Below are 20,114 nucleotides of genomic sequence, written 5' to 3'. Positions count from 1 at the left end.
TCCGATCAGAATCGATCGGTTGTAACATCATCTTCATCAAACTTTTCAAAATGTGTTGTTCCATTGTTGTCCAAACTCTTTACAGTTCTTGCAAAAAGCTTGTGCCTACTTGAGGTTGCCCTGCTCGGAAATTATCTGCGATCGTAGCACCCAAATCCGCATATGTGGTACGAACCCCAAGTGATTGCCCCGCATGCAGGGAAGGGCTGTACAGCAGAAGTGGAACATACTCCCTCGTATGATCGGTACCCGTATGTGTCGGATCATTGCCATGATCTGCCGTAATGACTAATAAATCATCCGGCCCGATTCTATCCATCATCTTAGGTAGGGCGGCGTCGAACTCCTCCAATGCCTTCGCATACCCTGCCGGATCACGGCGATGTCCGTACAATGAATCGAAATCCACTAAGTTGACGAACAGCAGCCCTTCAAATGATTGATCTAGCAACTCGATCGTCGTGTCGATGCCATGTGCATTGCTCTTGGTCGGATAAGAAGCACTTATCCCTTCTCCTGAGAAAATGTCATTGATTTTCCCCACCGAAATAACATCCTTGCCTGCCTGCTGCAGCAGATTGAGCACGGTATTTGCCGGAGGCTTGATTGCGTAATCATGGCGATTCGGCGTTCTCGTGAATGCACCTGGCTTGCCAACATAAGGCCGTGCGATAACACGGCCGACAGTGTGCGGTTCACACAATGTCAGCTTCCGGGCGATCTCACAAGCACGATATAGCTCATCAAGTGGAATAATATCTTCATGCGCAGCAATTTGGAACACGCTGTCCGCAGATGTGTATACGATCCACGATCCAGTCGCCATCTGTTCCTCACCATACTCGTCAAGGATTTCGGTGCCTGATGCTGGCTTGTTGGCCAACACTTTGCGGCCCGTTTCTTGCTCGAATGCTTCAATCAGCTCTTGTGGGAATCCATTTGGATACGTATTGAAAGGTGAAGTAATGCGAAGACCCATTAGTTCCCAGTGACCAGTCATCGTGTCTTTGCCGACTGAAATCTCCGCCATCTTGCCATATACGCCTTCTGGGCACTCGGCAGCCTTCAAGCTGCCGAGATCAGCGATATTGCCTAAGCCAAGGCGCTGTAAATTCGAAATTTTAATACTCGGTTTATGCTCTATGATATGTCCCAAGGTATGTGTACCCGCATCGCCAAATTGCGAAGCATCCGGCAGTTCCCCAATGCCAACACTGTCCAGAACAATAACTGCAATGCGTCCAAATTGCTTGCTCTCTCTATCCACGGTTACCACTCCTTCTCTTTCTTCGTCTTAGATTATGTTAAGGAGATTTGAACCATACTCCCGCTATTTCTTCTTCGCTCTTGGATGGGCGGAGGTATATACGTCCTTCATACTTGACTTTCTCATATGCTCCACATATCGCTGTGTGGTCGCAAGCTCTGCATGCCCGAGCATTTCTTGCACTGCCCGCACATCCGCACCATTCGATAACATATGAACAGCGAACGAGTGCCGCAGCGTATGGGGCGTAATGGGAAAGGATAACTCCAACTCTTCTGCATATTTTTTGATCATTTTCCAGAAGCCTTGCCGTGACATCCTTTGTCCGCGCACATTGACAAAGAGCGCATTATGCTCAGTAGTCTCCAATCCATCAGCCTGTGATGAGGAGGATAATAATTGAGGGCGTGCATCGTTCAAGTATCGTTCCAACGCTTCAGCCGCAACCTGTCCGAGAGGCACAACACGCTCCTTGCCGCTCATGCAGCGCAGAAACCCCAGCTTAGGCTGAACATCCTCCATATTAAGCGACATAAGCTCCGACACTCGAACCCCTGTCGCATATAAAGTCTCCAGCATCGCCCGATCACGAATCCCTAACGGATTGCTCTCGTCAGGTAATGCCAGCAACCGCTCTGTATCTTGCAATGACAAGATCTCTGGCGCTTTGGAAGATGCCTTCGGGCGCTCTACTTCATAGGATGGATCCAGCTTCAAATTTCCTTCACGGATACAGAAATGGAAAAAGGATCGCAGTGAGGCCGCAATGCGCGCAATACTCGAGGCTGCACGTCCATCCCGCTTCAATTGATACATATAATGATTCACATGATACGCACGAATGTCGTCCACCATGCTCACATTGTCGGCGACTGATGCGATGAACATCTGTATATCACGCATATAGGCTTCTCGCGTATTCGAGGACACTCGCCGTTCATGTATTAAATAATCTCGGTATGCTTCCACCTGTTGTTCGATTAAGCCTGCCATCGTACTATACTCCTTACCTTGCGACTTTCACATCTGCAAATCTAAGCAACTGCTCTACAATAATTCAACAACACGAGAGTAAATCCCTTCCCTTGTCCGAACAGTTCGCTACTCGCCCAACCAATAGTACAACCGCAATCGTTCTGTGAACGTCATATGCTCTCTATCCAAGCCATCCTCCCAGCGAAAGACCTTAACTGCCTTGCCATGTGGCTCGCGGTACTTGTCCACTGGATAAATCCAGTCACTGACGGCCCCCATAATATAAGCAACCGCATAGGTCATCATGAGAAATAACGCCATAAACTTGATTCGTCTTAATAGAGCTCGCAAAGGCACTATCACACTGCTCATCCCCTTCCGCTGGGCAAGTTCGACTCTCCTGTAACATATGATGCCAAGCCTTCGGATATGCGGTTCGCTCCGTATTCCCTTTTGAAATTCGCTGCTAAAACATTTCACCGTTCTATATTTGTCTCATACGATACAACAAGGCATTCCATTCCACTTGTCTAAGAAGTTGCACAAATTCGTTTCGAACTGGAGGGCTAGCAAGCATGCGCACCTTATCACGCATGTTGAAGGCGGCTGTAAGCAGCCGTCCTCATCGTAAAGCTGTACGTAAAATGATCATTTTAAAAGACGAAAAAAGCTACAATGCATGCATACTCGAACTCAAAAAATTTGGCATTACCCCAGTAAAACAAGTAGGTTCAGCTAACATGCTGTGTTGTCATATGGACGGCAACCATCATGCCTTGCAGCGATTAAGGAAGCACCCCAGCGTCCGCAGAATTGAAACGGATGCGAGAGTAAGGGCACATATTTATCCCTTATCGTACTATCCTGCTAGTCAGATCCTGAATTCTGTTACAGCAGAACCTATTTCCAGCAAGCAAATTCCGTGGGGCGTCAAGCGCATACAAGCTCCAGAAGTATGGAAATCATCCCAGGGGAAGAGCATAAAGGTAGCCGTAGTCGACACAGGGATATCGGCTCATCCTGATCTCAATATTGCGGGTGGTGTGAACACGATTCGCAAGGGAGGTTCCTATAGAGACGATAATGGTCATGGAACACATGTAGCCGGGATTGTTGCTGCACTTGGAAAAAGTGGTATGCAGTATGGCGTTGCCCCAGAGGTCATTCTGTATGCTGTAAAGGTACTGGATCAGTCTGGTGACGGATATGTGTCAGATATTGTGGAAGGGTTGGAATGGTGCATACGCAATAACATGGATGTCATCAATATGAGCTTAGGACTGAATGGCGCCAGTGCATCGCTGCGCTCTATGGTCAAACGTGCTCATCGCAAGGGCATCGTGATCGTGTCCTCAGCTGGAAATGAAGGAAGAAACAGCGGTAAAATCGATCAGCCTGCCAGCTACCCGGAAGTCATCGCAGTAGCCGCCACTGACAAAAACAATCGCATTGCATCATTTAGCAGCCGCGGACGCGGAATTGATGTTGCTGCGCCCGGCAGCGATATTGTATCCACAAGCAATAAACAAGGATTCATCACAAATTCAGGAACATCTATGGCTGCCCCACATGTATCAGGTACAGCTGCATTGCTGCTTGCTCACAACCGCAAGGTAAAACCTTCCCTTATTCGCAAGCTCCTCATGGATACTGCGAGGCCTCTGAACGGCTACTCTCGCCATTCACAAGGATCTGGCCTTATTCAAGCAGACCGCGCCTTCTCTTCACTCTCTATTGCCGCTCAGCAAGAAGCAGAAGCCAGCGAGGGTCTCGAATCAGCGCATTCGACTCCAGCCATCCCTATTCAGGCTGCAGCCGCTTCCCGACACAAACACAGGTCAAAGGTGCTGGTAATTCGTCGCCGCAATCGTCAACGTGCCGTCCGTCATTCTCAAGCTGTTGTCCCGCGGCATTCCTCCATCGGCGCCAAAAGCACCTCTGCCGCTCATCGCAAACGGCAAGTGCAGCGAAGAAGAAGGGTATCTACGAATCCTTCAATTATGTAATTGCTCAAGCAATAAAGCCTCGGCAGTCCTGCCGAGGCTTCCTCATCATATCCATCTTCATTCGCTGCTATCGACCTGCTGTCATAGCGTAGCGCCATTTCAATTCCCTGTTGAATGCTTGCGGTTATTCCGCCTGCTCTTCTGCTTGCTTCTCCCGGCAATTCTTACAAATACCTTGGAAATCCAAACGATGATCTACGACAGAAAATTGAAATTCTCGCTCCAAGCGCTCTTCCAATGGCCCAAGCCAATCCTCACGGATTTCTTGCATAGTGCCGCATTGGACACATATCAAATGGTGATGATGGTGCTTATTCGTATCACCGCGCAAATCATATCGTGCAACGCCGTCGCCGAAGTTCATCTTCTCCACGACATGCAGCTCACTTAACAGTTCCAATGTACGATATACGGTGGCAAGACCGATTTCAGGCGCTTTCTCTTTCACGAGCATGAATACGTCCTCAGCACTAAGATGATCTTCTTCATTCTCGAGCAGGACGCGCACGGTTGCCTCGCGCTGTGGTGTCAGCTTGTACCCTTGGGATTGAAGTTGCTGCTTAATCTTCTCAATCCGCGCTTCCAATGGTCTCCCCCCTTGCCTGCCATCCACGTTTCATTTGTATCACTTCTATATATTATAGGGGGAGAACGCAAGCAGTGTCAAATGAATTGCACAAAGTCAATATTCTTGGTGTTGTCTATTCCTGATCACGTTGTCAATATTGGCACAACCCATCTCATTAGAAGAGGTGACACCCAAGTTGCAACAGCTGCAACTCCTGCCATTCCTACTAAGGATACAGATTGCAGTGTCATGAAGCGCTGCAGAGGCTCACGCAAGGATTGCATCCTAGGAACGAACAATCGATTTTTCAGAATATGCATGGCAAATACCATAGACGCAACGCTTGCAATCATCAGAAAAGGAATCGCAATAATATTATGCGGGGCGACTGATACTAATGCGAATAATACGCCTTTCCATGCATACTGACTGATGAGTGTCCCCACCGAGAATCCGATAAACACACCCTTCGCAAATACAAGTGCAAGCACAAGCGGAAATCCGATTATAGATATGCCAAGCAATGCAATTAATGCAATCCATTTGACGTAGAACATCGTCGAGTTCAAAAACGTCTCTCCACTATTCCCCACCTGATTAGAAGCAGCAGACTCTTGTCCCATTGTGGACACAAACTGACTCACATGGTTCCCGATATCCTGCTGTTGTTCCAATGTCAGTGCATTCACGAGCAAGGAACCAAACACAACGCCGACGAGGAAGAGAACGGACACGAAAATATATAAATGGAGCTGAGAGCGAAAAGAGTGAGCAATAGGCTTCATGGATGATGCCCCTTTCGAATAAGTTGAAGCGACGAATATCTCGTCCATCCAGCTTATGCTCATGCTCGTCCCTTTATGATTCGAACTATTCTCCTGTAATTACTTTGCCGTATGTGCCTCCGCCGCCGCTTTGTAGAGACAGCTGTCCGCTCCTAGCGAGCACAATAAGTTCTGCTGTAGCTTGTCCAACCACTTGCTTGAGTTCCTCCTCCGTTGCATGGTGCAGTACGTTCATCTCCGTTCCGAAATGCTCCAGCAGCTTGGCAAGCGTTCGCTTCCCTACTCCAGGGATGAATTCAAGCGGAATCTGCATGCAATATGGCGGGCGATGAGCTGGAATCTCCGATTGTTCGCGATCTGCGATAGAACGTATCCGCTCGGATACACCACGGATGAACTTCGTTGAACCACATTCTGGACATCTTGGCTGTACCTGATTCGCGAGGGTATCTGTGATTTCTACGGAAACAGTACTGTCTACAACGTGGCCACATTTCGCACAAGAAGTGCGATGATATTTACCAAGCCGCGGATTAAGACCATAATTGGCTGTAACCCCGCGTCCAGCTTCCCTACGCAAGGCCATTGCCCACTCCTTGAATGTTGGTGAAGCCATGACAAGTGCATTGTATTCCCTTGCAATTTTACTTAGTGAATGTGCATCTGAATTCGTCAGCAATGTAAATCGATCCAACTCAGAGATACATCCCGCCATTTCCGTATCAGCACTTAAGCCCAACTCCACAGCATCTATAATCTCCAGATCGAGCACATCTGCCATTCTGTCAGCACAGTTCCCATATATGCTCTTAAAAGGTGTGAACACATGCGCAGGCACGAACAATCCGCCATATGCCGCAGTTTCTTCCTGCAGTGCTCGCCCTGGCAAGTACACACGCTGGGACGATAAACTCATGTTGGTGACATGAGGGGATAGCCAATTCGAGAATCGTTCCATTGCATGGATATTCGGCAAATAACACAGCACATGTGCAATGCCATATCCTTCTTCACGAATTTCGAGCTCGGTTCCTAGAAATATCGTGGTGTTCTTATACCGGATACCGCCATCCTGAAGTTCCTCCATCTCGCCTTTATCAAGAAGCGTTGCGATATCCCGCAGTACACCCGGCGCATGCGCATCAATGATGCCAATCAGATGAACCCCTTTGTGTTCGGAAGCTTCATGTGCTATTGCCTCGAAGGTCAAGTTGCGGCTCGCGCTGATTTTCACAGGCTGTCCTTCCGAGGTACTGCCTATATGAATATGGAAGTCACCATACATGGTATGCAACTCTTCATGCTGTCCACTTCTTGCTGCATTCTCCATTCGGTTATACCGGCCACTTTCCTGTTAGTTTGTAAATTTGCCATGCATACATCGCATTGATAGTCTTCGCATCGCTAATTCGCCCTGCGCGCATCGCAGCAAATGCTTCCTCTAGCGTCATCGCATCTACTTCCAAAAATTCATCTTCGTCCGTATGTGCTTCGCCGGCTATCAATTGATCTGCAACGTAAAAATGAATGATTTCATCCGCAAAACCAGGCGATGTAAAGAAGGAGCCTAATGAAATGAGATGATCCGCACGATACCCAGTCTCCTCCGCAAGCTCACGCTTTGCAGCTACGATTGGATCTTCTCCCGGATCAAGCTTGCCTGCTGGAATCTCAACCTGATTGCGCCCAAGAGGCTTGCGATACTGTTCAACAACAAGCATTTTATCCTCTTTGATCGCTAATACCGCAACAGCCCCTGGATGACGGACAATCTCCCTTGTTGCAGTCGAACCGTTAGGGAGCGTAACCGTATCTACCTGAAGCTTAATGATCTTCCCATCAAAAATAGGCTTCGTCTCTATTGTAACTTCTTCTAAGGGATTGCTTGCCCGTTCAGAACCTCGTTGCTCATTCATATATTCGTGCTCCTTTATGTACATATTTCCGTTCCGCTGAACATACCCATTATATCATTACGGCTTGTCCGATTCGATCCGGGAGTGATGAATGGATGCAACGCATATATCAAGCACAGGAAATGCTGTTAGTAGGCAAGAAGCAAGAAGTAATCGTCGAACTACGTCGTCTCATGATGCGCCATGGTGGAAACACTCCACTGTCTCAGATATTGGACAACCAACCCGCCACCCGCAAATTATCGAGCAAATAGCTTACCTCTTGGCGGCTTCCGCTGTTCTGTCCTTACCATGCTTAATCCCCCTGCATCTTATGCACAATCGAACCGTTTCAAAACAATTAAGCCCTTGTTCATGAAAGGTATCGAACAAGGGCTTATCCTATGCAGCACAACTGCTGAGTATGATAATCATTTCATTCATTTCCTGCAATAATCATTCAGAAGCAAGCTACATGTTTATTGCGTGCATTATGCTTGTGCAGCTTGTTGAATAATCGCGACTACCAATTCACTCGTCTTCACCAGGTCGGATACGTGAATACGCTCCTTCGTCGTATGGATGTCCAAGTATCCTACTGCCAAGTTAACGGTAGGTACACCCATGCCGTTGAAGATATTTGCATCACTGCCGCCGCCTGAATGGAACAAGCGCGTCGTTGCGCCAATACTCTCAATAGCACGCTTAGCGAGCTGCACAACTTCATCTTTCTCTGTGAATTGGAATGCAGGGTACACGATGTCACTGTGGAACTCGGCTCTTGCTCCACATTCCTCTGCAGCACTCTCGAGCGCTTCCTTCATTGCCTTCACTTGATCTTCAACCTTATGCTGTACGATACTGCGCGCTTCCGCATGCAGCTTCACATAGTCGCATACAATGTTCGTCGCTCCACCGCCTTCGAATTTGCCGATGTTCGCAGTCGTTTCGTGGTCAACACGTCCAAGCGGCATACGGGAGATCGCTTTGCTGGCAACTTGAATTGCACTGATGCCATCTTCCGGATTCACGCCTGCATGCGCGGACTTACCAAACACTTCCATTGTAATTTTCGCTTGCGTAGGAGCCGCAACTGCAATTGCTCCAATCTCACCATTTGAGTCCAGCGCATAACCGAAGTCAGCCTGCAAGTGGCTGCTGTCCATTGCACGAGCACCTACAAGGCCGGATTCCTCACCTACTGTAATGATAAACTGGATCGAACCGTGTGGTGTATTCGATTCTTGAATGAGTCGGATCGCTTCGAACATAGCAGCAAGGCCTGCCTTGTCGTCTGATCCAAGAATCGTCGTACCGTCACTGCGGATATATCCATCTTCGCCAAGCTGCGGCTTAATGCCATTGCCCGGTGTAACAGTATCCATATGGGAGGTGAAGAACAAACGCTTTGCGTTCTCTTGACCTTCTGTTGCTGGCCAGTTCACAATCAGGTTTCCTGCTCCATGTCCCGTTGCAGACGTTGTATCATCTTCCGTTACTTGGAGGCCAAGTGCCTCGAACTGCTGTTTCAACGCATCACAGATCGCACGTTCGTTTTTCGTCTCACTATCGATTTGAACCAATTCCATAAAGTGCTTTACAAGTCTTTCCTGTTGAACCATATCTCTTTCCTCCAAACGTTTATTTAAGGTACAATAGAGAATAACTCATGATCTTATTGATGAAAGGAGTTCTCTGTTCTTATGCAATCCAAACGATGGTTTAAAATCATTATATATGTCATGCTCGCCGCGATGCTCGCATCCACCGTGCTTGTGATTGTCGAGCCATTTATATATGGCTAGTGCTTCAAGCTGATCCATGCTAGGGGTACCTAGCTGCATCTCATCTTGCAACCACATAAGCAGAGCAGCTACGGGACAAGCCATGCGAGCAATCGCATGGCTTGAACTTATTGCAGCCCCTACACCAACAACGAAGTGTCAAGCTTGGCCGCTTCGAATCCGAAAACATGAATAAGATGAGGCAGCAGCAATTGGCCTACTTGCTCCACTGTGAAGGTTTGACCTGTGCAATCCTCCAGTGATGTTACCCCATACTCGCTAATTCCACACGGAATAATGCCTGAGAACCCTTCATGCTGGATGCCGCTCTTCACATTGAGTGCAAAGCCATGGCTGGTTACGAAGCCACGACGGCGTCTGCATTTATTGAATTTCACACCTATCGCAGCTATCTTAACATTGCCAACCCACACACCGGTATACTCTGGCTTGCGGCTTCCGATTACACCGAATGTCGCAAGAAATTGAATAATCGCTTCTTCCAATGATCGCAAATACCCGTGAAGATCAAGCTGTGGCCCATCCAATAGCACTAACGGATAACCGACCAGCTGTCCTGGACCGTGATATGTAATATCCCCGCCACGATCAATCTCGTACAGTGCAATTCCTTGTCGCTCCAGTTCTTCCTTGCTTAGCAGCAAATGCTCCGGGTGGCGCTGTGAACCGATTGTATACGTAGGAGGGTGCTCCAATAGCAGCAGCGTATCTTCTCTCGTACCACCATCAATGGCATGAACGAGTTCCTTCTGCATATCCCATGCTGCGCCATAATCGACACGCCCCATATGGGTTACACGAAGAGCCTTATCCGCTTTGTTCCATTCATTATTCATTGTCATCACGCTTTCTTCCGTCGATTCGTGCTGATTCTATTTTAATACACTTTCGTGTCCAATGAGAAGCTTTCGAGATTTTCTTTCACGCGTTGTAAAAATCTACCGCAAATTACGCCATCTAATATCCGGTGATCCAACGACAGACACATATTCGCCATCGAGCGGACGGCAATCATGTCATTAATCACAACAGGCTTCTTCACGATCGATTCAAAGGTAAGAATGGCAGCCTGCGGATAATTAATGATCGGATAAGACAGAATGGAGCCGAACGACCCCGTATTATTCACGGTAAATGTCCCACCCTGCATATCATTTGGAGACAAAGTTCCCTCTCTTGTCTTCCGTGCCAGCTCATCGATCTCTCGTGCCAACCCCGCAATGTTCTTCTGATCAGCCTTCTTAATGACAGGCGTTAATACAGAATCTTCTGTACCTACAGCCAAAGACAAGTTTATGTCGCGCTTCACGATAATCTTATCGACAGCCCACACCGAGTTCATAATCGGATAATCCTTGATCGCATTGACGATCGCCTTCAGCACGAATGCCAAATAAGTCAGGTTAATGCCTTCCTTGCGCTTGAATTCATCCTTAATCTTGTTGCGAAGCTGTACAAGATTCGTAACGTCGACTTCAATTGTCGTCCAAGCATGCGGAATTTCAGAGACGCTCTGGCGCATACGCGTTGCGATTGTATGCCGAATCGGTGTGACGTCAATGAAGGTCTCTCCATTGCCAGCTTGTGTTCTTCCTTCTACTTCAATCGAAGGAATGCGCGGCGTTTCTGTAAGATGAAGTCCGGTGTTGCGCACATGCCCGCTTGCATGCTGCACCGCACTTGGTTGCGGGGCTGCACTTGCTCCACCAGCTATTTCTATACCAGTCGATGAGGCTGGTGCATTGCCAGCTGTAGCAGCACTTGATGGTGTTACTACGGTTTCTCCACCAGCTTCAATTGCAGCCATTACATCTTTGCGTGTAATGCGGCCGCCCAATCCAGAACCAGCCACTCGCTGCAAATCAATTCCGTGCTCCTGCGCAAGTCGCTGCACGGCGGGTGAATACCGATTGCGCATATCCTGCCCCGTTTGATTTACTGAAGCATCCGCTGAATGGCCCTGATTCTGCTCAGAGGCACCTGCAGCTGACGATGGCACAGATGCAGCAGCTTGTGACTGAACACGGCAGATCACCGCGCCTACCGCAACGGTTTCGCCTTCATGCGCCACAATTTCTTGCATAATGCCTGCTTCTGTTGCTGGCAATTCAGCTACGACCTTATCTGTAATCACTTCACAAATCGGTTCATACGCATCAAAGGTCTCCCCTGGACGTTTCAGCCATTTGCCGATAGTCGCCTGTACAAGGGATTCTGCCAACTGCGGCATCAATACTTCTGTTCCCTGATTTGAAGACATCTTTTTCACACTCCCGTTCTGTACGGTCGAAGGAGAAGTTCCGTCATAAGCTGTGCCATGTCTCTCTCCTCCTTCATACCGTCTGCCATTCGATTAGAAGATCGCCAATTGGCGCATCGCTTCCTTCACTTTGTCCTTATTCAGCATGAAGAATTTCTCCATCGGAGGACTATAAGGCATTGCAGGCACATCCGGTCCGCACAGACGTTGAATCGGCGCATCGAGATCATAGAGCAGCTCTTCTGCAATGATTGCCGCTACCTCTGCCCCGACGCCGCCAGTCTTGTTGTCCTCATGAATAATCAGCACTTTGCCGGTCTTCGAGACAGCTTCAAGTATCGCTGTTCGATCAAGCGGTTGAATCGTACGCAAGTCCAGTACATGTGCGCTGATGCCTTCCTTCGCCAATTCTTCCGCAGCTTGCAATGCATAATGGACTGGCAAACTGTAAGCAATAACTGTTATATCCGTTCCTTCACGAACTACATTCGCTTCACCAATCGGTACTACGTAGTCCTCAACTGGAACCTCTCCCGAGATCATTCGGTAGCACTTCTTATTCTCGAAGAAGATAACCGGATCAGGATCACGAACTGCCGCCTTCAGCAGACCCTTGGCATCGTATGCCGTTGCAGGAGCAACTATCTTTAGACCTGGTGTCCCGAAGAATACAGATTCCGGGCATTGTGAATGGTACAACCCTCCTGCAACACCACCGCCAATTGGGGCGCGTATCACAAGTGGACAGGTCCAGTCATTGTTTGAACGATATCTAATCTTAGCGGCCTCACTAATGATTTGGTTCGTTGCTGGGAACATGAAGTCCGAATACTGCATCTCAGCAATTGGCTTCATTCCTACCATTGCGGCTCCAATTGCAACGCCGGCAATGGCCGACTCTGCAAGCGGGGTATCTAACGATCTAGCTTCGCCAAATTGTTCATACAGCCCCTTGGTTGTTGTGAAGACGCCACCTTTGACCCCGACATCTTCACCGAGCACGAATACATTGCTGTCTCGTTCCATCTCTTCCTTCATTGCAAGTCGAATTGCGTCAATATACTCCATTACTGCCATGTTCCCTGACCCTCCTCCGCGTAGACATGCTTCAGTGCTTCTTCCCCTTGCGGGAACGGCGCCTGTTCACCATATGCGGTTGCGTCATCGAGCACAGCTTTCAGTTCAGCACGCAGAGCAGCATCTTCATCTTCAGACCAGATGCCGCATTCAATCAGGTAGGCCTTGAATCGAGGAAGACCATCCTTATTCCGGTGCTCCTCCACTTCTTCCTTCGTACGATATACCATGTCATTATCCGCAGTTGAATGGGGAGACAAGCGATACATGACTGCTTCTACCAACGTAGGCCCCTCACCTCGGACAGCACGTTCACGCGCTTCCTTCATAACCCGATACACTTCTAACACATCACAGCCATCAACCTGAACCCCTGGGAAGCCATAACCCAAAGCCCGATCACATACGCGACCTGCAATTTGCTTCGCAATCGGAACAGAGATGGCATATTGATTGTTCTCTACCATAATGATGGTTGGCAGCTTATGAACTCCTGCGAAGTTGCAGCCCTCATGGAAATCTCCCTGGTTGCTGGAACCTTCTCCAAGCGTCACAAATGATACAGAATCTTCATTGCGCATCTTCGCTGCCAGAGCTATGCCTACCGCATGTGGAACCTGTGTCGTTACCGGACTAGAGCCGGTTACGATACGCAGCCGCTTGCAGCCGAAATGACCTGGCATTTGGCGCCCACCGCTGTTCGGATCGCCCGCTTTGCCGAACAAGGCGAGCATTAGTTCACGTACAGTCATACCAACCGACATGACAAATCCATAATCTCGGTAATAAGGCAGGAAGTAATCTTTCTGATGATCGAGCGCATAAGCCGCGCCAATTTGCGCTGCTTCTTGGCCTATGCCTGATACGTGAAAGTTGATTTTACCGGCACGCTGCAGCAGCAGCGCACGTTCATCGTACATGCGTGCAAGAAGCATCATGCGGTACATTTCCTGTGCCTGCTTATGGGTTAGGCCAAGCTCTTCATGTCTCGTCTGCTGACGAGTCGTCATATCTGGTGTCATGGAGTCATCCTCCTTTATTATCGCAAAAATCCGTTCTTCGACCCTTGTACAGAGCAGCTTCATAGCTATCCTGCACACAAGTCAATGAACAGTGGTCAGTAATCTAATACCAGGTACTAAGACTAGAGTCTAAAAACTATTATACTCTGAACATCCCCAAAAGAAAACGTCAGACTATTTCTCATCCCCTTATAGATTCAACGCATGACCATCAACAGCAAGCATTGCCTCGCCCATAATCTCGCTTAATGAAGGATGCGGATGAATAACTTCGCCTACTTCCCATGGTGTTGCATCAAGCCATTGTGCAACTGCTGCCTCGCCTATCAGTTCCGTAGCATGAGGCCCGACAATGTGAACCCCAAGTAAATCATTGGTATCCGCATTTGCAATTATTTTCACGAATCCTGTCGTATCACCCTGTACAATTGCCTTGCCTATTGCTTGAAACGGAACTTTGCTCGTCTTAATCGAATATCCCGCTTCAACTGCTTCCTTCTCCGTCCAACCGATGGATGCCGTTTCTGGTGCTGTATAGATGCAGCGAGGTATACGATGGGAATCGATCCCCGAATCTGCCTCGCCACATATGTGGCGAACTGCAAGTATTCCTTCTGCAGATGCTGCATGAGCAAGCTGTAATCCCCCAACAACATCGCCAATCGCATATATATGAGACTCATTTGTTTGCATAAATTCGTTAACGATAATTCGACCATTGCCGAATTCAATGCCCGCATTTTCCAGCCCAATGTTCTCGATATTGGCCTGCCTTCCAATACATACGAGCAGCTTGTCTGCATTTATGTCCATCGCTTGTCCGTTCGAGACAATCTCGAGCTTCACTTCTCCTGTGTCCGGATCTATCTGAACCTTCTCCGGTTCAACAATTGCTTGTGTATGTATTCGCGCACCACGCTTCGCCAATTGACGCTGAAGTTCGGTTGAGACGTCCTTATCTTCCTGTGGAACAAGATGAGCAGCAGACTCAATGACATTCACTTCAACACCGAAGTCTGTCAGCATGGAAGCCCATTCTACCCCAATGACTCCGCCCCCTAGAATCGCCACTCGCTTCGGCAGCTCTGTCCATTCCAGCGCCTCATCAGTCGTAACAACAGATGGGTGATCTACTGGAAGTCCCGGCAAAATGCGCGGACGTGATCCTGTTGCAATGATGACATGGCTCGGCACGATTGTGATCGCTTCTCCCTCTTCACATTCTACCGCGACTGAGCCACTTCTCGGTGAAAAGATGGAAGGACCCATAATCCGTCCCACTCCATGAATGACTTCAATTTTGTGCTTCTTCATCAGAAATTGCACACCTTTATAAAGCTGGTCTACAACCTTCTTCTTCCGAGCCTGAACCCGATCAAAGCGCAGCTTCCGTCCCTCAATCTCGATGCCGAAGGATGCGGCTTCTCCTGTCTGACGGTATATTTCAGCACTCCGAAGCAGAGCCTTGCTTGGGATGCAACCTCGATGCAAGCATGTTCCCCCCAGCTTCTCACGCTCAATGACAACGACTGACTTGCCAGCCTGGGCTGCTGCAATTGCAGCGATATAACCTCCAGTTCCTCCACCCAGAATCGCAACATCTACTTGTTTCGTCATACAAGCAACTCTCCTTTCGCGTTCATTTCCGATGGTTCTATTGTACTCTCTTTTCTTTGCGCAGCAAACATGACAACTGTCATCCTATTGGTTCTAAAGGAGAGGAAACATTAGACAAGTATGCGCAATCAAGGTAATATGAAGCTAACTTACATGACGTGAGCAGGTGAAGATCATAATGAAGCAAACACATGTTATCACTCGATTTATTGCGGTTCTGCTTCTGGTTATTCCAGGCGTAACCGCGACAAGCGGATTTCTGCTTATGAAAAATGCTGTGTTCGATTATGTGGTCGACCACGGCAATGATAAGCTGTCTGCTCCTGCATTCCAATGGCTGCCCTTCACCGCTGGTCTACTGCTGTTCATTATTGGCGTGGGCTTCATAGGGGGATGGATATTTTATCGTGACCGGAAGCGCAACTATGTAGCGGCACGTTTCCGTGCAAAAAAAAGCCCCAAGCCACAATCCTTCCGTCCTAGTGCGGATGGCTCAGTAGAAGGCAAAGAGTAAGCCTAGATAAGAACTGTTGCTGGCTCATTAGGAGTAACCTTCTGGTCAAACAACGAATGATATTGCTCTATACTTCATTAATTACCAATTTACGCTCGCATCTCGCTTTAAATGAACGAAATTCCAAGAAGAAGGGCCTCTATGATCACAATGTTGTGATGATTAGAGGCCCTTATTATTTGTTTTTATTCTTCTTCTTTCTTCGCCAGCTTCTCCTTCAGACGAGCCAGCTCTTGATCAACCAAGTCGCGAGCATTATTCGAACGTGCTGCCCCTGTTGACTGCGGAGCCTGCATAACCTGATTTTCAGGTGTATCATCTGAATGCACTTCATGTCTGGATGGTACTGAGGTTGTCACGTCATCAACAACCAGCTCTTTGTTCAGGATGTCATCGTAGTTTGGTTTAGATGTGATTTCAGGCTCATTACCAACTGATTCATCCTGCGCAGAAGGAGCATAATGTTCATCTGCCATCTCTCGCCTCATTCGTTCTGGGATTGTAATCACATTACGAGTTCGGCTTATTTTTTCGTAAAATAGACGCTTATCTTTCCTGAACAGATGAAGCATGAGGTGCAGGAAGAGTAAACCGTTGAAACCAAGCCACGCAATCACTACCAATATCATAACCAGCGAATCCATAGCCTCGTTGAACTTCAATACATATCCAAGTACGTAATTGATGCCACCCACACCGAAATACAATATACCGTATCGCTTCAGCAAACCGACAAATGTAATTCTGCAAAGGGAACCCTCTGTATCGTCCTGAACCAGGTGGATACGTGTTACCCATTTGCCGAAGGTTTTCCCATCCGTAAACGTTGGTATGAGAATAAAATAAACGAAAATACCTGCTGCCAAATATAAGATATTGAATTCACTCAACTGGAAATTGCTATAGTTGTCTCCATATGCAATCGTGCGGTATACAATGTATATGCAACCCATGATAATCGATAGCAATGTCATATCCAGCCACACCGCGATTCCTCTGCGAATGAATCCAACAGGCTTCTTGCTCAGATCGACATGATCGTCCAACTGGTGTGAACGCGGCAGGAAGTATGTAAATACTGGTGCCAGTAAAAATCCGATACAGCCCCCTGAAGTATTTAAAATCAAGTCATCCACATCGAACAGCCGATATGGACAATCGTAGAACCCATACAAGCCTGTTCGTTGCGTAATCTCAAAAAATAAAGAGACAAGAAATGCAATAACCGTCGTCTGCAAGAACGATCGTTGGAAATAGTAGCGCATATATACGCCAAGCGGCAGCGTCAAGACCACATTGAATGCGGCTTGGAAAAAGGCTCTTTCCTTCAGCAGCTGTACATAGGTCGTTGGATGCGACCATTCAACACTAGACTCCTTCATAATATCGCGAGCGAATTGGAAAGGGCGCAGTTGCTCAAATACTGCACCTGCCCGATCCACACAATTGTGCACATTTTGCGGCAGCGGCAATATCACCAAATAATAAGCAGAAATGAAATAGAGCAGCATGGAATAAAGCACCAAAGCGCGAACCTTATTGACATACCCGTATTTGCGATATTGCACGATTAAAAAAGGAAGCGTCAAGAGTAATGCTGCTATCGGGAACGTAAGAAAAGCAAATTTAATTGGAAATAGATACGCGTTCATCTGTAACCCTCTTTATCACTGTAGTCGCATTCGTAACTTTATCGATTAGACGATCAAAAGTCAACGAAATACACTGTATTTGCCACATTACATTTTTGTAAGCCAGTATTTTGGATGATTTACTGCCAGATTAGGCCGGACTGTTGGAACCTTTCCCCCTCATCCTGATTACAATAATCATGATAAAATACCGTGTTACCAAGGAGAATGAGCATGGCCGATGAAGATGAAAATAAACGACTGATACTTCTCATTGTGGTCATAGTTCTGTTCGTTGCCTATGCGTTTGGGATCATTCAAGGAACGGGGGCAGCTCCAGCAGAGACAATTGGAGAGTAATCTGATAAGAGGGTGAGTGGCTGTGTCCTTTTCAAAAAATAATAATAAAAAATCAAGTGGAAATGGAAACGGAAACTCTAAAAATAATAATAAGAAAAAAGCCAACTGCCCTAAACTAAGCATTGACCAAATTGCAGTTATTGCTGCATTATTAACCAATTCTCTGCAGGTTCAATCTGTTCTTGTCGATCGCGATCAAGCCGTTGAGGTATTGCTGGTCGGCTCTCTTCGCAAGAAAACCCAAATGGATAACCTGCTTAATCAAATAAGCGAGCTGTCTGTTGGTGATTTCCTAGAAAGTTTAAAACGATTTGGTGAATAGGGTTGTATTTGGCATTCGTAAACGTGGACAAGTTCGGGGGTTAAAAATGGATGTTGCCTTTACTCGATCTGTAACAATAAGAAAAGAGGGTTAGAGAAAATAATTCTCTAACCCTCTTCTATCATAGTAGTTAATCTCTGGTCAAAATTAACTTCTTATCACTCTACCCAGGAACCGCTTCACCGGCCCATATGGCGTATCAAACATTTCATAGAAGCTGACCGTGACAGGATAACTCAAGCCAAGCATATCAATGTTCTCAAAAATGATGTTCTGTTCTCCTTCCCTCAAGAGTGGCTCCTCAACAAGTGAGAACAGCTTGGATCCAAGCATCCGTCCGCTATGATCGGTTAGCTCCAGTTTGATTTTCGATAAGTTCGGCTCACTCATTACCTGCTTCGCCCGAATAATATTCAGTTTCAGTCTTAAGGCATACGAGGACGATTGAACCATGTCAGCTCCGCCCCGCAACCAGCTTCCTCCCCAATCATTAATTTTCAATTGGAATGGATACATATCAAACAGCAAGCCTCCAGTATTATCGTAACTCGTCTTGAAACGGAACGTATCCACAATGAAAGGATAGGTTTGTTCTTCTCGGTTGTCGACAACATGCAGCAGTAACTCCGGTTCCTTCGAGCCATCAGGGATCACGAACATGTGAGATTCAACTACAGCAGCGCTTGGAAGCAGTGATTTCTTATCCGTCTTGGCACCAAGTCGTTCCCCTCCAAATCGAGATCCATCCTTATCTTCCAGTTCAAATTGATAGGATGGGATCGTGATTGAGGAACTGCTCTTATTCTCGAATTTGAAACGGAGAAGAAGTGCTCTGAATCCTGCTTCCTTGTTCTCTAACAGCGTCTCTTCTTCCATTGAGACATTCAAGCCCTCTGGAAATAAATCCGTACTATCGCTGAAATTCAGCTTATCCCGCAGCTTATAATCGATCGGTACAACCTGACTCGTTCCTCGATTCGGAATGTTAATATATAATCGCCCTACTTGATAGGTTGCAGCCTTGGTCGAATCGGCCGCCCCAGGAGGCAGGAACGATTCCGAGGTTAATAGCTTCAATCCTGTCAGCACCGTATTCGCACCTGTCTCTACAGCGTATCGCAGCGTTGCGCCCTCACCCGGCATGAGCGATTCAGGAGCCTTGCCCAGTTTTGTAGACTGATACAGATCGTTGTTCGACCATGCCGTCAATTTGATGTCTGGGACATTCTCGCGTATATTGTTCCTGTTTACGACACGGAAAGTGACCACATGAACCGTCTCCAGCTTTTGTTTGAACCGCTCGGCCACTTGCGCTGGCTTGCCTGAACTCTTCATGATGCTTACAGGCGTATACGTAAGCATTGATGAATCCGACAATGCTTGCAGTTGGAAGGATTGCCCCCATTCCTTAATCAAGGCGGGATCGGTAATTGGAGTATAGTCATTTTCCCATGCAGGCTGCACGACATCCATCACCGCAACGACTGTTTCCTTTTTCGGATATACCTCCCGATTAACTTCCTTCCAAATAAATCGTACAGGAGCCGCCATGTCATCTTCGACGACATGACTCATTAACCTCCACTCCACCACTTCGCCCTGAGACAGAACACGAGCACTGTTCTCGCTAGATATCATCGCATATTCCTTTTTGTTATCCATCAGTACATATAATTCATAATCAGGAAGACGGAGCTTTTTGCTAGAATTATTTTTGATTTTCATGGTGGCAGCAACTTGTTTCCCTTTGTCCGTTACGCTATTAATCACATTGGTTAGGTCAATCTGTAATCCAAACCTATTCTTCCAGTACTCCTGAGCCTTCGGTATCTGCTTCTGAACTGGCTTCGCTTTCGCTGCGCTGGCAGGATGCGTAGTTTGATTAGCAGTATTAGCTGACTTGCTCCCATCTGTGGCAACAGCAAGCGCTTCTGTCGGAAGAGTCCCAATGATTATTCCGCACAGAGCGGCAAAAGCAACGACCTGAATTGTTTTCTGTTTCAAATCTTG

Annotated in this window: 20 protein-coding genes and 1 pseudogene; 6 read left to right on the top strand and 15 right to left on the bottom strand. The window is 47.4% G+C overall.

The window, feature by feature from the left end; translation table 11 throughout:
• Window positions 1-79: 79 nt before the first annotated feature.
• The 3 genes from ABN764_RS01435 to ABN764_RS01425 all read right to left on the bottom strand — a co-directional run bounded on the left by ABN764_RS01435 (window position 80) and on the right by ABN764_RS01425 (window position 2,614).
• Complete coding sequence (locus tag ABN764_RS01435; RefSeq protein WP_446670721.1) at window positions 80-1,267, bottom strand: phosphopentomutase; 1,188 nt, start codon at window positions 1,265-1,267, stop codon at window positions 80-82.
• Window positions 1,268-1,330: 63 nt separating this feature from the next.
• Entirely contained in the window at window positions 1,331-2,260 is a 930-nt protein-coding gene (locus ABN764_RS01430; protein WP_174810510.1) for a tyrosine recombinase, read from the bottom strand.
• A gap of 108 nt (window positions 2,261-2,368) precedes the next feature.
• Window positions 2,369-2,614 (bottom strand): DUF4227 family protein, encoded by a 246-nt coding sequence (locus ABN764_RS01425; protein WP_227774397.1) that lies wholly within the window; start codon window positions 2,612-2,614, stop codon window positions 2,369-2,371.
• Window positions 2,615-2,817: 203 nt separating this feature from the next.
• Between ABN764_RS01425 and ABN764_RS01420 the strand changes: the two genes are divergently transcribed.
• Complete coding sequence (locus ABN764_RS01420; RefSeq protein WP_446670720.1) at window positions 2,818-4,248, top strand: S8 family peptidase; 1,431 nt, start codon at window positions 2,818-2,820, stop codon at window positions 4,246-4,248.
• 124 nt (window positions 4,249-4,372) lie between these two features.
• Here ABN764_RS01420 and fur read toward each other — a convergent pair whose 3' ends face one another.
• The 4 genes from fur to ABN764_RS01400 form a co-directional block, all read right to left on the bottom strand.
• Entirely contained in the window at window positions 4,373-4,834 is a 462-nt protein-coding gene (gene fur, locus ABN764_RS01415; protein WP_446670719.1) for a ferric iron uptake transcriptional regulator, read from the bottom strand.
• 125 nt (window positions 4,835-4,959) lie between these two features.
• Window positions 4,960-5,601 carry a stage II sporulation protein M gene (spoIIM, locus tag ABN764_RS01410; RefSeq protein ID WP_072728491.1) on the bottom strand — a complete coding sequence of 214 codons (642 nt, stop codon included), beginning with the start codon at window positions 5,599-5,601 and terminating at the stop codon, window positions 4,960-4,962.
• Between the two features lie 85 nt (window positions 5,602-5,686).
• Window positions 5,687-6,931: an endonuclease Q family protein gene (locus ABN764_RS01405; RefSeq protein WP_268623298.1), complete on the bottom strand. Its 1,245-nt coding sequence runs from the start codon at window positions 6,929-6,931 to the stop codon at window positions 5,687-5,689.
• A gap of 4 nt (window positions 6,932-6,935) precedes the next feature.
• Window positions 6,936-7,517 carry an NUDIX domain-containing protein gene (locus ABN764_RS01400; RefSeq protein WP_446670718.1) on the bottom strand — a complete coding sequence of 194 codons (582 nt, stop codon included), beginning with the start codon at window positions 7,515-7,517 and terminating at the stop codon, window positions 6,936-6,938.
• Window positions 7,518-7,612: 95 nt separating this feature from the next.
• Here ABN764_RS01400 and ABN764_RS01395 point away from each other — a divergent pair, with 95 nt between their 5' ends.
• A complete protein-coding gene (locus ABN764_RS01395; RefSeq protein ID WP_174810645.1) occupies window positions 7,613-7,771 on the top strand; it encodes a hypothetical protein in 159 nt (52 codons plus the stop codon).
• A gap of 216 nt (window positions 7,772-7,987) precedes the next feature.
• Here the strand turns inward: ABN764_RS01395 and ABN764_RS01390 are convergent, their stop codons facing one another.
• Entirely contained in the window at window positions 7,988-9,118 is a 1,131-nt protein-coding gene (locus ABN764_RS01390; RefSeq protein WP_446670717.1) for a M20/M25/M40 family metallo-hydrolase, read from the bottom strand.
• Window positions 9,119-9,199: 81 nt separating this feature from the next.
• Here ABN764_RS01390 and prli42 point away from each other — a divergent pair, with 81 nt between their 5' ends.
• Window positions 9,200-9,301 carry a stressosome-associated protein Prli42 gene (prli42, locus tag ABN764_RS01385; RefSeq protein WP_005546772.1) on the top strand — a complete coding sequence of 34 codons (102 nt, stop codon included), beginning with the start codon at window positions 9,200-9,202 and terminating at the stop codon, window positions 9,299-9,301.
• A 119-nt stretch (window positions 9,302-9,420) separates the two neighbouring features.
• Here prli42 and lipB read toward each other — a convergent pair whose 3' ends face one another.
• The 5 genes from lipB to lpdA form a co-directional block, all read right to left on the bottom strand.
• Window positions 9,421-10,137 carry a lipoyl(octanoyl) transferase LipB gene (gene lipB / locus ABN764_RS01380; protein ID WP_036590568.1) on the bottom strand — a complete coding sequence of 239 codons (717 nt, stop codon included), beginning with the start codon at window positions 10,135-10,137 and terminating at the stop codon, window positions 9,421-9,423.
• A 41-nt stretch (window positions 10,138-10,178) separates the two neighbouring features.
• Entirely contained in the window at window positions 10,179-11,561 is a 1,383-nt protein-coding gene (locus ABN764_RS01375; RefSeq protein ID WP_021252955.1) for a dihydrolipoamide acetyltransferase family protein, read from the bottom strand.
• Between the two features lie 93 nt (window positions 11,562-11,654).
• Complete coding sequence (locus tag ABN764_RS01370; RefSeq protein WP_174810647.1) at window positions 11,655-12,638, bottom strand: alpha-ketoacid dehydrogenase subunit beta; 984 nt, start codon at window positions 12,636-12,638, stop codon at window positions 11,655-11,657.
• The gene (locus ABN764_RS01365) at window positions 12,629-13,660 is read right to left on the bottom strand and encodes a thiamine pyrophosphate-dependent dehydrogenase E1 component subunit alpha (protein WP_446670716.1); all 1,032 of its coding nucleotides are present in this window, start codon (window positions 13,658-13,660) and stop codon (window positions 12,629-12,631) included. The genes ABN764_RS01370 and ABN764_RS01365 overlap by 10 nt, the downstream gene beginning before the upstream one ends.
• Window positions 13,661-13,849: 189 nt before the next feature.
• Complete coding sequence (gene lpdA, locus ABN764_RS01360) at window positions 13,850-15,277, bottom strand: dihydrolipoyl dehydrogenase (protein ID WP_446670715.1); 1,428 nt, start codon at window positions 15,275-15,277, stop codon at window positions 13,850-13,852.
• 178 nt (window positions 15,278-15,455) lie between these two features.
• Here lpdA and ABN764_RS01355 point away from each other — a divergent pair, with 178 nt between their 5' ends.
• Window positions 15,456-15,791, top strand: coding sequence for a DUF2627 domain-containing protein (locus tag ABN764_RS01355; RefSeq protein ID WP_072727907.1), 336 nt, complete (start codon window positions 15,456-15,458; stop codon window positions 15,789-15,791).
• Between the two features lie 497 nt (window positions 15,792-16,288).
• On the opposite strand, the pseudogene ABN764_RS01350 reads toward ABN764_RS01355, so the two are convergent.
• A pseudogene (locus ABN764_RS01350) lies at window positions 16,289-17,443 on the bottom strand (VanZ family protein); the annotation flags it as partial.
• Window positions 17,444-17,656: 213 nt separating this feature from the next.
• Here ABN764_RS01350 and ABN764_RS01345 point away from each other — a divergent pair.
• Together ABN764_RS01345 and ABN764_RS01340 are read left to right on the top strand one after the other, a co-directional pair.
• Window positions 17,657-17,782: a hypothetical protein gene (locus ABN764_RS01345; protein WP_265332074.1), complete on the top strand. Its 126-nt coding sequence runs from the start codon at window positions 17,657-17,659 to the stop codon at window positions 17,780-17,782.
• A gap of 22 nt (window positions 17,783-17,804) precedes the next feature.
• On the top strand, window positions 17,805-18,104 hold the full coding sequence (locus ABN764_RS01340) for a hypothetical protein (RefSeq protein WP_021252961.1): 300 nt from the start codon (window positions 17,805-17,807) through the stop codon (window positions 18,102-18,104).
• Between the two features lie 147 nt (window positions 18,105-18,251).
• On the opposite strand, the gene ABN764_RS01335 is transcribed toward ABN764_RS01340, so the two are convergent.
• Window positions 18,252-20,108 (bottom strand): DUF4352 domain-containing protein, encoded by a 1,857-nt coding sequence (locus tag ABN764_RS01335; RefSeq protein WP_174809697.1) that lies wholly within the window; start codon window positions 20,106-20,108, stop codon window positions 18,252-18,254.
• Window positions 20,109-20,114 lie beyond the last annotated feature (6 nt).

Origin of the sequence: Paenibacillus wuxiensis (genome assembly GCF_040195695.1) — a bacterium.
In the GTDB taxonomy this organism is placed as follows: domain Bacteria; phylum Bacillota; class Bacilli; order Paenibacillales; family Paenibacillaceae; genus Paenibacillus_B; species Paenibacillus_B suaedae.
This window is presented reverse-complemented; position numbering and strand designations above follow the sequence as displayed.